Origin of the sequence: Cytobacillus sp. SAFR-174, from assembly GCF_051964675.1 — a bacterium.
Taxonomy (GTDB): Bacteria; Bacillota; Bacilli; order Bacillales; family Cytobacillaceae; genus Cytobacillus.
Window position 1 is genome coordinate 1 of sequence record NZ_JBQCMZ010000025.1, and the last position, 12,896, is coordinate 12,896.

15 protein-coding genes are annotated in these 12,896 nt (G+C 40.8%); 12 read left to right on the plus strand and 3 right to left on the minus strand.

The window, feature by feature from the left end:
- The first annotated feature begins 609 nt into the window (after positions 1–609).
- Genes tsaE through tsaD form a run of 4 tightly spaced genes read left to right on the plus strand, consistent with a single transcriptional unit; the run spans position 610 to position 3,260 of the window.
- Positions 610–1,065, plus strand: coding sequence for a tRNA (adenosine(37)-N6)-threonylcarbamoyltransferase complex ATPase subunit type 1 TsaE (gene tsaE, locus ACTHRG_RS20190; protein WP_076262221.1), 456 nt, complete (start codon positions 610–612; stop codon positions 1,063–1,065).
- Positions 1,062–1,766, plus strand: a complete 705-nt coding sequence (gene tsaB, locus ACTHRG_RS20195; protein ID WP_076262218.1) for a tRNA (adenosine(37)-N6)-threonylcarbamoyltransferase complex dimerization subunit type 1 TsaB — start codon at positions 1,062–1,064, stop codon at positions 1,764–1,766. The genes tsaE and tsaB overlap by 4 nt, the downstream gene beginning before the upstream one ends.
- 16 nt (positions 1,767–1,782) lie before the next feature.
- Positions 1,783–2,232, plus strand: coding sequence for a ribosomal protein S18-alanine N-acetyltransferase (gene rimI / locus ACTHRG_RS20200; protein ID WP_076262215.1), 450 nt, complete (start codon positions 1,783–1,785; stop codon positions 2,230–2,232).
- Positions 2,232–3,260 carry a tRNA (adenosine(37)-N6)-threonylcarbamoyltransferase complex transferase subunit TsaD gene (gene tsaD / locus ACTHRG_RS20205; RefSeq protein WP_076262212.1) on the plus strand — a complete coding sequence of 343 codons (1,029 nt, stop codon included), beginning with the start codon at positions 2,232–2,234 and terminating at the stop codon, positions 3,258–3,260. Before rimI ends, tsaD begins: the two co-directional genes overlap by 1 nt.
- A 225-nt stretch (positions 3,261–3,485) precedes the next feature.
- Here the strand turns inward: tsaD and ACTHRG_RS20210 are convergent, their stop codons facing one another.
- Positions 3,486–5,411 carry an ABC transporter ATP-binding protein gene (locus ACTHRG_RS20210; protein ID WP_076262209.1) on the minus strand — a complete coding sequence of 642 codons (1,926 nt, stop codon included), beginning with the start codon at positions 5,409–5,411 and terminating at the stop codon, positions 3,486–3,488.
- 190 nt (positions 5,412–5,601) lie between these two features.
- On the opposite strand from ACTHRG_RS20210, the gene moaC reads away from it, so the two are divergent.
- Positions 5,602–6,084: a cyclic pyranopterin monophosphate synthase MoaC gene (gene moaC / locus ACTHRG_RS20215; protein WP_076262206.1), complete on the plus strand. Its 483-nt coding sequence runs from the start codon at positions 5,602–5,604 to the stop codon at positions 6,082–6,084.
- A 27-nt stretch (positions 6,085–6,111) separates the two neighbouring features.
- Complete coding sequence (locus tag ACTHRG_RS20220; protein WP_061794079.1) at positions 6,112–6,756, plus strand: redox-sensing transcriptional repressor Rex; 645 nt, start codon at positions 6,112–6,114, stop codon at positions 6,754–6,756.
- 23 nt (positions 6,757–6,779) lie between these two features.
- Here the strand turns inward: ACTHRG_RS20220 and ACTHRG_RS20225 are convergent, their stop codons facing one another.
- Together ACTHRG_RS20225 and ACTHRG_RS20230 are read right to left on the minus strand one after the other, a co-directional pair.
- On the minus strand, positions 6,780–6,971 hold the full coding sequence (locus ACTHRG_RS20225; protein ID WP_076262204.1) for a YdiK family protein: 192 nt from the start codon (positions 6,969–6,971) through the stop codon (positions 6,780–6,782).
- Positions 6,972–7,015: 44 nt separating this feature from the next.
- Positions 7,016–7,741 (minus strand): CPBP family intramembrane glutamic endopeptidase, encoded by a 726-nt coding sequence (locus ACTHRG_RS20230; RefSeq protein WP_076262201.1) that lies wholly within the window; start codon positions 7,739–7,741, stop codon positions 7,016–7,018.
- Positions 7,742–8,032: 291 nt separating this feature from the next.
- Between ACTHRG_RS20230 and groES the strand changes: the two genes are divergently transcribed.
- From groES to ACTHRG_RS20260, 6 genes are all read left to right on the plus strand, one after another.
- Entirely contained in the window at positions 8,033–8,317 is a 285-nt protein-coding gene (gene groES / locus ACTHRG_RS20235; protein ID WP_009336289.1) for a co-chaperone GroES, read from the plus strand.
- 61 nt (positions 8,318–8,378) lie between these two features.
- The gene (groL, locus tag ACTHRG_RS20240) at positions 8,379–10,010 is read left to right on the plus strand and encodes a chaperonin GroEL (protein ID WP_048010891.1); all 1,632 of its coding nucleotides are present in this window, start codon (positions 8,379–8,381) and stop codon (positions 10,008–10,010) included.
- Between the two features lie 550 nt (positions 10,011–10,560).
- Complete coding sequence (locus ACTHRG_RS20245) at positions 10,561–10,764, plus strand: hypothetical protein (RefSeq protein ID WP_076262199.1); 204 nt, start codon at positions 10,561–10,563, stop codon at positions 10,762–10,764.
- Positions 10,765–11,372: 608 nt separating this feature from the next.
- A complete protein-coding gene (locus ACTHRG_RS20250; RefSeq protein ID WP_076262196.1) occupies positions 11,373–11,894 on the plus strand; it encodes a hypothetical protein in 522 nt (173 codons plus the stop codon).
- Between the two features lie 60 nt (positions 11,895–11,954).
- The gene (locus ACTHRG_RS20255) at positions 11,955–12,287 is read left to right on the plus strand and encodes a hypothetical protein (protein WP_076262193.1); all 333 of its coding nucleotides are present in this window, start codon (positions 11,955–11,957) and stop codon (positions 12,285–12,287) included.
- A gap of 234 nt (positions 12,288–12,521) precedes the next feature.
- Positions 12,522–12,869: a VOC family protein gene (locus ACTHRG_RS20260; protein ID WP_076262190.1), complete on the plus strand. Its 348-nt coding sequence runs from the start codon at positions 12,522–12,524 to the stop codon at positions 12,867–12,869.
- Positions 12,870–12,896: the final 27 nt, after the last annotated feature.

Here is a 12,896-nt window from a genome sequence, read left to right on the forward strand (position 1 = left end):
CGGTAGTTCAGTTGGTTAGAATGCCTGCCTGTCACGCAGGAGGTCGCGGGTTCGAGTCCCGTCCGGACCGCCATTTTATAGCTCTAAAAGATAAAACGAAACTTGGTTTCGTCTTTTTTTATGCCTTTTTAACCTAAGTATATATGATGTTAATAATGAAAATAGCTTACTTTGCCCATTGCTGCAAAATAAGGTAAACTACATATAGACTATTCTCCTTAGGATTTATCCTAAGGTTTTTTTGTAATCTTAGAATTCAGTTCTTTGAATTTCGAGAACTGTCTACCCTATCTCCAACTGTCCTGAGGCGGCGTGGGTGATAAGGCGTTTGTACTTTTTCTTTTCGTTTGGCTATTTTCGCAAAGTTTGTTGCTTTTTGTATCTTATTTACTGAGTTGATTGGAGCGGAAGGTGCGAGACTCCTGCAGGAGTAGCGGGACAGGTGAGACCCCGCAGACGCAAAGCGTCGAGGAGGCTCACCGCCCGCCCCGCGGTTCGCTGAGCAGCCTGGAGCGGAAATCACCGGACAACATTAATAGGCCAAAAACAACAATTTATACGAAAAGAGCCTTTCGTTTATAGATTAGATCATAAAAGGTGTTGAAACATATGAGTCAATTTGAGTTTATCTCAAAGAAGCCAGAGGATACGATGGGGTTTTCAGAAAAGCTTGGCAGCCTGCTTCAGCCGGGGGATGTCCTTGCTTTGGAAGGCGATTTGGGTGCAGGGAAAACGACCTTCACCAAGGGTCTGGCCAAAGGGCTTAATATAACACGTAATGTAAATAGCCCTACTTTTACGATTATTAAAGAATACCACGGAAGATTGCCCCTTTATCATATGGATGTATATAGAGTTGAAGATTCCTTTGAGGATTTGGGGTTTGATGAATATTTTGATGGCAATGGGGTCACAGTTGTAGAATGGGCTCATCTTGTTAAAGAACAGCTGCCCGAAGAGTTACTGACGATTTATTTATATCTTGATGATCATGACTCAAGAAGGCTTGTCCTGGAACCTCAGGGCAGAAGATATGAGGAATTGTGTAAGGAGATTATGTCATGAAGGTTTTGGCCATAGATACATCCAATTACCCTCTGGGAGTAGCTCTTCTGGATGGCGATCAGGTTATAGGCGAATATATTACAAATGTAAAAAAGAATCATTCTGTCCGGGTTATGCCGGCTATTGATATTTTAATGAAAGATTGCGGTGTTAAGCCAGCTGAATTAGATAAAATTGTTGTGGCGAAAGGACCTGGTTCGTATACAGGAGTGCGTATCGGGGTCACGATTGCAAAAACGCTGGCATGGACTTTAAATAAGCCGCTTATTGGGGTATCAAGTCTTGAAGTTTATGCAGCCTCGGCTGGCAGATACTTTAATGGAGTCATTTCTCCCATATTTGATGCACGGAGAGGGCAAATATATACCGGCCTGTATCAGTATAGGGATGGACAGTTAGTATCGGTTGTCAAAGACCAGCTCCTGCTTTCAAAAGATTGGGCAGCCATGCTTTCAGAACAGCAGGAAAACGTTCTTTTCATTGGGAATGATTTGCCCTTACATAAAGATGTATTCGCAGAATTCCTTAATGAGCGGGCAGTGTTTGCTTCATCTGCAGAACATAACCCAAGGCCGGCCGAACTTGCTTTATTAGGACGAGACCGCGAGGCTGAGGATGTCCATTCTTTTGTACCTAATTACATTAGGATTGCGGAAGCTGAAGCTAATTGGATAAAAGCAAACAAGGAAAAAAAGTTATAGATGAGGAAGCGGACGTATGAATAAATCCTTAACTTTCCGTTTGATGAATGAAGAGGATATTGATGATGTTTTGGAGATCGAACACAAATCCTTTGCAACACCCTGGAGCAGGGAGGCCTTTTTTAACGAATTAACACATAATCAGTTTGCTTTGTATGTTGTTTTAGAAGAAGAAGATAAAGTAATAGGATATTGTGGAGCATGGATAGTCGTGGATGAGGCTCATATCACAAATGTTGCGCTGCTCCCTGAATACCGCGGGAGAAAACTTGGAGAAGCTTTGATGAGGCAGCTAATGGAGCTTGCGAGTGAAAAGGGAGCCATTACAATGACTCTGGAAGTAAGGGTATCCAACTTCACGGCTCAGTCCTTATACCGAAAGCTTGGTTTTCAAAACGGAGCCATCAGGAAGAACTACTACACTGATAATCAAGAAGATGCTTTAGTAATGTGGGTGAATTTATAATGAAAAAAGATCAATGGATTATGGGGATTGAAACGAGCTGTGACGAAACGGCTGTAGCCATCATTAAGAATGGACGTGAAATTGCAGCCAATATCGTTGCATCCCAAATTGAAAGCCATAAACGTTTTGGCGGAGTAGTTCCCGAAATAGCTTCCCGTCATCATGTTGAACAGATAACAATCGTACTGGAAGAAGCATTATATAAGGCAGGCATCACATATTCTGATCTTTCAGCAATTGCTGTAACGGAAGGACCTGGCCTTGTAGGTGCGCTTCTGATCGGGGTTAATGCCGCAAAAGCAGTAGCGTTTGCTCACGGCATCCCGCTGGTAGGCGTGCATCATATTGCTGGCCATATTTATGCAAACAGACTGGTGGAAGAAATGGAATTCCCGTTACTTTCCCTGGTAGTCTCTGGCGGACATACAGAACTGGTCTATATGAAGGAGCATGGCCATTTCGAAGTGATTGGCGAGACAAGGGATGATGCTGCAGGCGAGGCATATGATAAAGTTGCCCGGACCTTAAATCTGCCATATCCGGGAGGTCCTCACATTGACAGACTCGCACATGAAGGGAATCCGACTATTCAGCTCCCAAGAGCCTGGCTGGAAGAAGGTTCATACGATTTCAGCTTCAGCGGCTTAAAATCAGCGGTTATCAACACTGTCCACAACGCTGAACAGCGTGGAGAGAAAATAGTACCGGAGGATCTGGCGGCGAGCTTCCAGGATAGTGTTATTGACGTCCTGGTAACGAAAACAGAAAGAGCAGTTGAAGAGTATCAGGTGAAGCAGCTGCTGCTCGCAGGCGGAGTTGCGGCGAATAAAGGTCTTCGGGCTTCTTTGGAAAAGAAGTTTGGAAATAGAGCGGATATAAAGCTTATTATTCCGCCATTATCTTTATGTACAGATAATGCAGCGATGATAGCGGCAGCAGGGAGTGTCCTGTTTGATAAAGGACAATTCGCCGGTCTGGATTTAAATGCAAATCCCGGTTTGGACATTACTATCCACAATAATAAATAATTTAGGAAAAAGTCCCCGACAGTACAGGGGACTTTTTCTGTGGATAATATCGTTTGTTTCAGAATTTTATGTTGATAATGTGGATAAAATCAATTTAAATTGTGGATAATGTGGAAAAGTCTGTGGAGAGTACGTATAACTGTGTTTTTCTTGTGATTATCTCTGTGGATAATAAAAAAGACTGGCAGTGACTATTCTACCAGTCTAAAAGTTATGAATATTTCTTTAATCCTCTTCAGCTAAAAGCGTCCATTCTTCCATCAATTCTTCCAGCTTTGCTTTTGCTTCATCCGTCTCATTCGTAATTTCCATCACCTTTTCATGGTCCTGATAAACATTCGGATCACAGAGAAGCTGATCATTAGCATCTATTACTGTTTCTAAGGCTTCTATTTGTTCTTCAATTTCTTCCATTCTTCTTTTCCGCTGACGTTCGAGCTTTTTAGCTTCTTTATCCAGCTGATAATTATTTTTATCCTGCTTAACAGGCTGCGATGCGGTGGTGTCAACTTGCTCATTAAGTGCAAGCAATTCCTCCTGCTCCTGCTTTTTTTCTACATAATAATCATAATCGCCAAGATATTCTGTTGCCCCGCTTCCAGAAAGTTCAACTACTTTTGTTGTAATTCTGTTGATAAAATAGCGGTCATGAGAGACGAAGAGAATGGTACCGGGATAATCGATCAATGCATTTTCAAGAATTTCCTTGCTGTCCAGGTCCAAGTGGTTTGTAGGCTCGTCCAGGATTAAGAAATTGGATTTCTGCATCATAAGCTTTGCAAGTGCGAGCCGGGCCTTTTCACCGCCGCTCAGTGTTGAAACGGTTTTAAGAACATCATCACCGGAGAAGAGAAAGTTCCCAAGTATGGTCCTGATCTCTTTTTCCGGTTTCAGCGGGTATTCATCCCATAATTCGTTCAGGACTCTTTTGTTGCTTGTGAGCTCTGCCTGTTCCTGGTCATAGTAGCCAATTGTCACATTGGAACCGTACTGAATCTCCCCTGCAAAAGAAGGGATTTTTTTAATGATGGTTTTAAGCAATGTGGATTTGCCGATTCCATTTGGTCCTACAAGTGCAATGCTGTCGCCTCTTGCCAGCCGCATTGAAATATTTTCGCTCACTTTTTCATCGTAGCCTATAGCTAAAGAATGTATATTTAAAACCTCATTGCCCGACTGCCGCTCGATGTCAAACCCAAAAGAAGCTGATTTCTCGTCTCCTAGAGGCCTGTCCATAACATCCATTCTGGCCAGCTGCTTTCTGCGGCTTTGTGCCCTTTTGGTTGTGGAGGCCCGGGCGAGGTTTCGCTGAATGAAGTCCTGCAGCTTAGCGATTTCTTCCTGCTGTTTCTCGAATTGCTTCATTTCTTTTTCAAAATTAGCCGCTTTTTGATCCAAATAGGAACTATAGTTTCCGGGGTACTTTCTTATTTGGTGGCGGGAAATCTCGTAAACCTGGGAAACGACCTTATCAAGGAAGTACCGGTCATGTGATACGATTAGAATAGCACCGCTGTATCCCTGCAGGTATTGTTCGAGCCAAGATAATGTTTCAATATCAAGGTGGTTGGTAGGCTCATCCAGAATTAAAATATCAGGCTTTGTGAGCAGAAGTTTACCAAGGGCCAGCCTTGTTCGCTGTCCGCCGCTCAATGACGAAATTTTAGTATCATAGCCTAATGAGCTGAAATTGAGTCCATGGAGAATGGAGCGGATATCTGCTTCATATTGATAGCCGCCATTTTCTTTGAAATCAACCTGAAGTTTGTCGTAATCTTTCAATACGCGTTCGTAGGCATCAGAATTATTAAGGATATCAGGATTTGCCATTTGCTCTTCAAGGCTGCGGAGCTGTTTTTCCTGCTTCTGCAAATGACTGAAAACAGTCAGCATTTCATCCCAAATGGATAATTCCGATTCCAGGCCGGTATTTTGTGCAAGATATCCAATGGTTACTTCCTTTGGCTTTATAATCTCACCGGAATCATATGCCATGTGTCCGGCAATTATTTTTAAAAGGGTGGATTTTCCTGCTCCATTGCGCCCTACAAGGGCAATCCGGTCCCTGGTTTGTACTTCAAGCTTTATATTCGTTAAAATGGGATCAGCGCCAAAACTTTTTGCCAGCTGATTGACTTGTAATAGTATCATGTTCTTTCACCTCGGGTATAGAGTAAGTGTAACTCATTCATATATGTTCGGCAATAAAGGAGACAGGACTATAAGCACGCATGAAGGGCATTAAATCATAAAAAAAGGTAAATAAATATGTGAAGAACCTTACAAAGCACATACAAAGTAACGGAAAAATAGTGTATGATTTTGAAGAGAGGTGTTTTTAATGGCGGATTTTACTCATTTTAATCAAGAGGGCAGGGCAAAAATGGTGGATGTCAGCGATAAGCCTGAGACGTCAAGGACGGCCATCGCTCAGTCAAGTATTACGGTGAATCAGGAGATATACGAGAAGATCACTTCCAACTCCATGAAAAAAGGGGATGTACTCGCTGTTGCACAAACTGCAGGCATTATGGCGAGCAAGAAAACTTGGGACATTATTCCGATGTGCCATCCGCTGCCGCTAAAGGGTGTGGACATTTCATTTTCATGGAAAGCAGAAGAGGAAGAGTACGTCCTCATCATTACGGCTTCTGTTAAAACAAAAGGAAATACGGGTGTGGAAATGGAAGCGTTAACAGCTGCTTCTGTCTGTGCGCTGACCGTTTATGATATGTGCAAGGCTGTAGATAAAGGAATGGTAATTGGGCCAACCTTTTTAATAGAGAAAACTGGAGGCAAAAACGGAGATTTTAAACGAAATTAATTCATCATAAGAAATGGGGATGGACGAATGGCCAATGAACCAATTAAGATACCGCAGGCAACAGCTAAACGGCTGCCTTTATATTACCGCTTCCTAAAGAACCTTCATTCCTCCGGCAAACAAAGAGTCTCATCAGCAGAATTGAGTGAGGCGGTTAAAGTGGATTCTGCCACGATTCGCCGTGACTTTTCGTACTTCGGTGCGTTGGGGAAAAAGGGATATGGTTATAATGTGAACTACCTGCTGGGCTTCTTTCGGAAGACTCTTGACCAGGACGAGCTTACGAAAGTTGCTTTGGTTGGGGTAGGGAATTTAGGAACGGCCTTTCTTAACTATAATTTTCTTAAAAATAATAATACAAAAATAGAAGTGGCATTTGATGTGGATGAGAGTAAGGTTGGCACGAAAATCGGTGATGTGCCGGTCCATCATATGGATGACCTTGAAGAAGTGATTGTTAAAAATAATATTCAGGTGGCGATTCTAACAGTGCCTGCACCGCCTGCCCAGACGATTACCGATCGGATGGTGAATGCGAAAATAAAAGGAATCCTTAACTTTACACCTGCGAGGCTCACTGTACCGTCCTCGATTCGGATTCACCATATCGATCTGGCAGTGGAATTGCAGTCACTGGTTTATTTTCTGAAAAATTATCCTGAAGAAGTGTAAAAAAAAATGAGCCTATTGCGGGCTCATTTTTTCGTTTTAAAATGCTGACCAATCAAGCGGAGACCGGTGCCAAAATCAAATGTGGCAATTAGCATCAGAAAATAAGTAAAGAATCCCCAGCTTTCTTCCCGCTGGGTATTCTGGATGGCTATAAAGGTGAAAAGGCATCCGAGAAGGATGTAAATAAAGCCTGAAAACAAAGGTGTACTTCTCATGATAATCCCCCAGTAATTTTAAAACTCCACAGCATTTCGCTATGCTAGAAAAAGCTGATAAAGCTCTGCATGTTTTCCATTTCCTTTAACCACTTTTGCATATTATCCTGATTCAGCTGGACAACCGCAACAAAGGTGTTCATCGCCACATGGGCAAAAATCGGCACGATGATCCGCTTTGTCTTGACATATAAGAAGGCAAAGGTGAATCCCATTGCTGAGTATAACAGTACATGTTCAGGCTCAAAATGGGCAAGTGCAAAAATGACCGAGCTGATCAGGGCCGAAAGGAAGAAGTTGAAGCGCTTGTGAAGAGAGCCGAAAATAACTTTTCTAAAGACGATCTCCTCAAGGATGGGCCCGATGACGGAACTGATTAAAATGACGATTGGCGATGCTTCAATTATCCGGATAATCTGCTGTGTATTTTCAGATCCCATTTCAATGCCGATCAGGTTTTCGATGCTTGCAGCAGTAGCTTGAGCGATCAGGGCCAAAAATATGCCTCCAATAGCCCAGCCCACTGAGCCTGCTATAGAAGAGGCATCCCTATCCAGTCCCCGTTTCATTTCTTTCCTTAGTAATAGAAGTGTAATGATCAGCGTTATCGTGAAACTGATCACGAGCCAATAGGCAACAGCCAGAATCTGCATATTCTCCGGATTCTGTCCCAGGGCATCGGCAGCTAATAAAACGAGCGGAACGCCAAATAAGCTTGAAAGCTGCATGGCAATATAGGCGATTAATATAATCCAGTATTCCTTTTTCAAAATGTTTTACTCCTTAATCTGAGTGTTGGAAAACAAGTCCTAAAGTCATTGTACTCTTTATAAGGAGCGGGTTTCAAATATCAGCACACCCAAGCAGGAAAATACTATGGTAAAGATGACTTGTGTCGAAATATAGCGTGCATGCGCGAATGAATTTTTTTATAAAAAATTTAAGCTTCACCCTTGCAAATAGAAATGAGATTCATTAATATAATAATTGTGTTAGCACTCAAATAGAGAGAGTGCTAATAAATAAAAATATTTACATATTATTTGAGGAGGTTGTTTCACTTGTTAAAGCCACTAGGTGATCGAATCATTATCGAGCTTGTTGAAACTGAAGAAAAAACTGCAAGCGGCATCGTACTGCCGGACACTGCTAAAGAGAAGCCTCAAGAAGGCAAAGTTGTAGCTGTGGGAACTGGCCGCGTTCTTGAAAATGGTGAGCGTGTTGCACTTGAAGTTGCTGACGGCGACCGTATCATCTTCTCAAAATATGCTGGTACTGAAGTGAAGTATGAAGGCAAAGAATATTTAATTTTACGTGAAAATGACATTCTTGCTGTAATTGGCTAAGCGCCGATCAGACGAAGATTATTAAAAGATAAAGCTAAAATTTTTGAGGAGGTTTTTATCAATGGCTAAAGAGATTAAATTTAGTGAAGAAGCCCGCCGCGCGATGCTTCGCGGTGTAGATTCCCTTGCAAATGCGGTAAAAGTAACTCTTGGACCTAAAGGACGCAACGTGGTTCTTGAGAAGAAATTCGGTTCTCCATTAATCACTAATGATGGTGTGACAATCGCAAAGGAAATCGAACTTGAAGATGCTTTTGAAAACATGGGTGCGAAGCTTGTTGCTGAAGTAGCAAGCAAAACAAACGATGTTGCCGGTGACGGTACAACAACTGCAACTGTTCTTGCTCAGGCAATGATCCGTGAAGGCCTTAAGAACGTAACTGCAGGCGCTAACCCAATGGGCATCCGCAAAGGAATTGAAAAAGCGGTTTCTACCGCTGTTGAAGAGTTAAAAGCTATTTCAAAACCTATCGAAAACAAAGAATCCATCGCACAGGTTGCTGCGATTTCTGCTGCTGACAATGAAGTTGGCCAGCTGATCGCTGAAGCAATGGAGCGCGTTGGCAACGACGGTGTTATCACAATCGAAGAATCTAAAGGATTCACAACTGAGCTTGATGTAGTAGAAGGTATGCAATTCGACCGCGGATATGCTTCTCCATACATGGTGACAGATTCTGATAAGATGGAAGCGGTTCTTGAAAACCCTTATATCTTAATCACTGATAAGAAGATCACAAGCATCCAGGAAATCCTTCCTGTACTTGAGCAGGTTGTACAGCAAGGCAAGCCATTATTGCTTGTAGCTGAAGATGTTGAAGGTGAAGCACTTGCTACACTAGTAGTAAATAAGCTTCGCGGAACATTCAATGCAGTAGCGGTTAAAGCTCCTGGCTTCGGTGACCGCCGTAAAGCTATGCTTGAAGATATCGCGATCCTGACTGGCGGTGAAGTAATCACTGAAGAGTTAGGCCGTGACCTTAAATCTGCTACAATCGATTCTTTAGGACGCGCTTCTAAAGTGGTTGTTTCTAAAGAAAACACGACGATCGTTGAAGGTGCTGGAGACAGCGCGCAAATCGGCGGCCGTGTGAACCAGATCCGCACTCAAATGGAAGAAACAACTTCTGAATTTGACCGCGAAAAATTACAAGAGCGCCTTGCTAAGCTAGCTGGCGGTGTGGCAGTGGTTAAAGTTGGTGCTGCTACTGAAACTGAATTGAAAGAGCGCAAGCTACGCATCGAAGACGCCCTTAACTCTACACGTGCAGCTGTAGAAGAAGGAATTGTTTCCGGTGGTGGTGTTGCCCTTCTAAACGTATACAACAAAGTGGCTTCTATCCAGGCTGAAGGCGATGAAGCAACAGGTATCAACATCGTACTTCGTGCGATGGAAGAGCCTGTACGCACAATTGCTCACAATGCTGGCCTTGAAGGTTCAGTTATTGTTGACCGCTTAAAGCGCGAAGCAGTTGGAACAGGCTTCAACGCAGCTACTGGCGAGTGGGTAAACATGATCGAAGCTGGTATCGTTGACCCAACTAAAGTAACTCGTTCAGCTCTTCAAAACGCTGGATCAGTTGCAGCTATGTTCTTAACAACTGAAGCAGTTGTTGCTGACAAGCCGGAAGAAAATGCTGGCCCTGCAATGCCTGACATGGGCGGCATGGGTGGAATGGGCGGCATGATGTAATCATTGCCCATAAACGTTGATATACCAAGGATTGAGGGCTACAGAGGTAGCCTTCAATCAGTAAAAAATCACATTTCGTTCACATTATCTGCGATTTTGTGATATGAAGAATGTTGCTGAAATGGTCTTTTAATCCTTTCGGCAGCATTCTTTTTCTTTTTTCTGTAACATGTGTATGCGAAAGAGATTTGGAGTGGCATGCTTCTCAATAGAAGTCTTCTTAATATCCTTTACATTCGAACGATAGTGTTCTTTTGAATAAATCAGTTTGCTTTCTCTTTGCAGAAAATGAAATTGGCATCGTGATAATCTGGATTCATAAGTCGGTTTGCTAACTTATTCTTGTTCTGCTTTAAGTGTTGGTGGTGGATACTATGTTAATCGAGATACTAAGCTTAAGTAGTAAACACCGAACAAAACAAAGTTAAGAGCAGCTCAGTGTATTAATAATCCATATGGCTCTCAAAGCTACTCTTCAAACATAGGTGAAAGTTGGAATGTTACTTATGATGACTGGTGGTATGGGAAAACACTATATGAAATTAAACTTGTGGAAACAATAACAGATTCACATAAAACAGCAGAGATAGTTAAAGCTACATCAGGGGTTAGGGTGAGGAACTTCGAACCTGGACCGGGGGCAGACACAAAAACAGAAGAATGGGTAGTTTTACTTCTTGACGAAAATGATAATGACCCATTAATTATCTGGCAAATAAGAAATGAACAAACGATCTGGTTTAAAACAAAATAGAAATAAACTGAAAATGCCCTTCTCACTCGAGAGGGGCATTTTTATCGAAAATTACTTGAATATCCTTTACATTGACAAGTTCAATTTGCTTTGTGTCAAGGTCTCTAATCTCTCAATAACCAGATTTATATACATAAATCACTTAATAAACTTTATCTTTATATATTACTTTGTAGTTCCCCATAACTCCCCAGCTGCGTTTAAATGGTTTTACGGTTCTATTTTACTATTTAAAGAAAGTAATCCTTACTTCTGAAAACGGGAAGATTCTTAGACCTTCTCCAGATTTTCTCTAATTATTAGATATGCCCTAAGATAAAAATAATTATAGGATTATTTATTGCTTAACCTATGTATAGTGAAGTGGGGTTATTTGTAAAAAGTATGCTTATAGTTATATTTTTTATCGTAAATGAGCGAAATATAAATTAAAGACTGTCAGAATTACAATAGGTCTTTATTCTTATCAATTACACTATTTTTCCATATGTTGTTTAATTTTAGTAGAAAGTAACTAGCCATGAAAAATAAGTGCAGAAAAGGATATTTCTAAAATCTGAAGGGCGTTTAATAAGTATTTAATTGAATAGAGATGAGGAGAATTTAATATGAAGAAATTATTGTATACTCTTTTAGCTGCCTTATTTATTGCCGGTTGTTCCAATGAGGAAACTAAAGACGTTAAAAATGTGGAAAAGAGCACTGAAAACATAGCACAAGTGCCAATTAAACAGGCTAGTTTTGAGAGTTTTTCTGATAAAAAGACTTATGAAATAATTGGCGAGATGGAAAAATTCGCTTTATTTAAGAAGCCTTTTGAAGTAGAAAAGGAAGATACATATACTTGGTTAGTTTGGATAGAAAACCAGGAAAAAGCTGAGGAATTGATTGGAAAAGAAGTAGAGATTTTTGGAACAAATGAAAGAACTAAGGAAAAAGAGTTATTGACTTCTAGTAATATAGAGAAATTGACTTCCGATGATCCACAATTTCCTGGTAGTGAGTTAGCTGTGAAATTCTATGCTAAATTGAAATTGCTTAGAAAAGGGAAATGGAAAATAGAGTCATATGTTGATAACGAATTATTAGGTTCAACAGTTATTTATGTAGAAGGAAAAGATGAACTATAAAAAATGTTTACATACTAATTGGCCATTAGTTTGTTATAAAAAATTTTTGGAGGTGCAAAAATGAAAAAGAAAGTTATTAGCTGTATTACCGTATTAAGTTTATCATTCGGTATCGTAGGAGCTGCAGGAGCTGCATCAATTCCAACTGCAAAACAACCTACAACAAATTTTGAACCATCAATATCTATTCTAAATGTGCAAAGAGCCCACATGGAATACAGATATTACTCAAAACAGGAATATCAAATGAGTGGGTCAACTCCTTCAAGTCATTTTATTACTACATCCGATGGTTATTATGGTACCATTTATAGAAAATCTATTACTGAATATGGAGCAAATAAGGATTGGTGGAAAGTACAGTATTCAGGTACTTTAACAAAGTTTGAATAAGCGAAAAGCGCACAAAAGATGGGCGGCATGATGTAATCATCGCCCAAACCCCTTAATATTTTAGAGGGCTTATTATTTCTCAACTAAAATTAGAGGTTTCTCATGAGTTGTGCAAACTTGTGGGAAGCCTCTTTTTAGTCTAATAGGACAGTATAGTTGAAGAAGGAGCTTAATATTACATCTCGAATATCTAATGTAATTGAAAAATAAAAAGAAAGACAGGAGCTGGTTACAATGATAAAAGGTATTGGCGGGATATTTTGGAGAACCAAGAATCTTGATGTTGTGAAAAAATGGTACAGTGAAGTGCTGAAGATTGAAATAGATAATTGGAATGGGACTGTGATTACCCCCCAATTAGGAAATGAGACGATCTTTTCTTTCTTTGCAGAAAAGGACAGTTATTTTCCAACAGAACAAGAAGTAATGTTGAATTTCCAGGTCCATAATCTAGACGAGATGATTACACATCTAGAACAAATTGGTGTACCTCTGGTTAAGGAAAAAGAGGTTAGTGAGTTTGGAAAGTTTATTTGGATTGAAGATCCTGAAGGTAGACTGGTCGAGCTTTGGGAGAAATAGCGTATTTGATAATAAAGAGACATAGAG

Coding starts and splice junctions, on each gene's coding strand:
- tsaE (WP_076262221.1), top strand. CDS start 610: ATGAGTCAATTTGAGTTTATCTCAAAGAAGCCAGAGGATACGATGGGG.
- tsaB (WP_076262218.1), top strand. CDS start 1,062: ATGAAGGTTTTGGCCATAGATACATCCAATTACCCTCTGGGAGTAGCT.
- rimI (WP_076262215.1), top strand. CDS start 1,783: ATGAATAAATCCTTAACTTTCCGTTTGATGAATGAAGAGGATATTGAT.
- tsaD (WP_076262212.1), top strand. CDS start 2,232: ATGAAAAAAGATCAATGGATTATGGGGATTGAAACGAGCTGTGACGAA.
- ACTHRG_RS20210 (WP_076262209.1), bottom strand. CDS start 5,411: ATGATACTATTACAAGTCAATCAGCTGGCAAAAAGTTTTGGCGCTGAT.
- moaC (WP_076262206.1), top strand. CDS start 5,602: ATGGCGGATTTTACTCATTTTAATCAAGAGGGCAGGGCAAAAATGGTG.
- ACTHRG_RS20220 (WP_061794079.1), top strand. CDS start 6,112: ATGGCCAATGAACCAATTAAGATACCGCAGGCAACAGCTAAACGGCTG.
- ACTHRG_RS20225 (WP_076262204.1), bottom strand. CDS start 6,971: ATGAGAAGTACACCTTTGTTTTCAGGCTTTATTTACATCCTTCTCGGA.
- groL (WP_048010891.1), top strand. CDS start 8,379: ATGGCTAAAGAGATTAAATTTAGTGAAGAAGCCCGCCGCGCGATGCTT.
- ACTHRG_RS20250 (WP_076262196.1), top strand. CDS start 11,373: ATGAAGAAATTATTGTATACTCTTTTAGCTGCCTTATTTATTGCCGGT.
- ACTHRG_RS20255 (WP_076262193.1), top strand. CDS start 11,955: ATGAAAAAGAAAGTTATTAGCTGTATTACCGTATTAAGTTTATCATTC.
- ACTHRG_RS20260 (WP_076262190.1), top strand. CDS start 12,522: ATGATAAAAGGTATTGGCGGGATATTTTGGAGAACCAAGAATCTTGAT.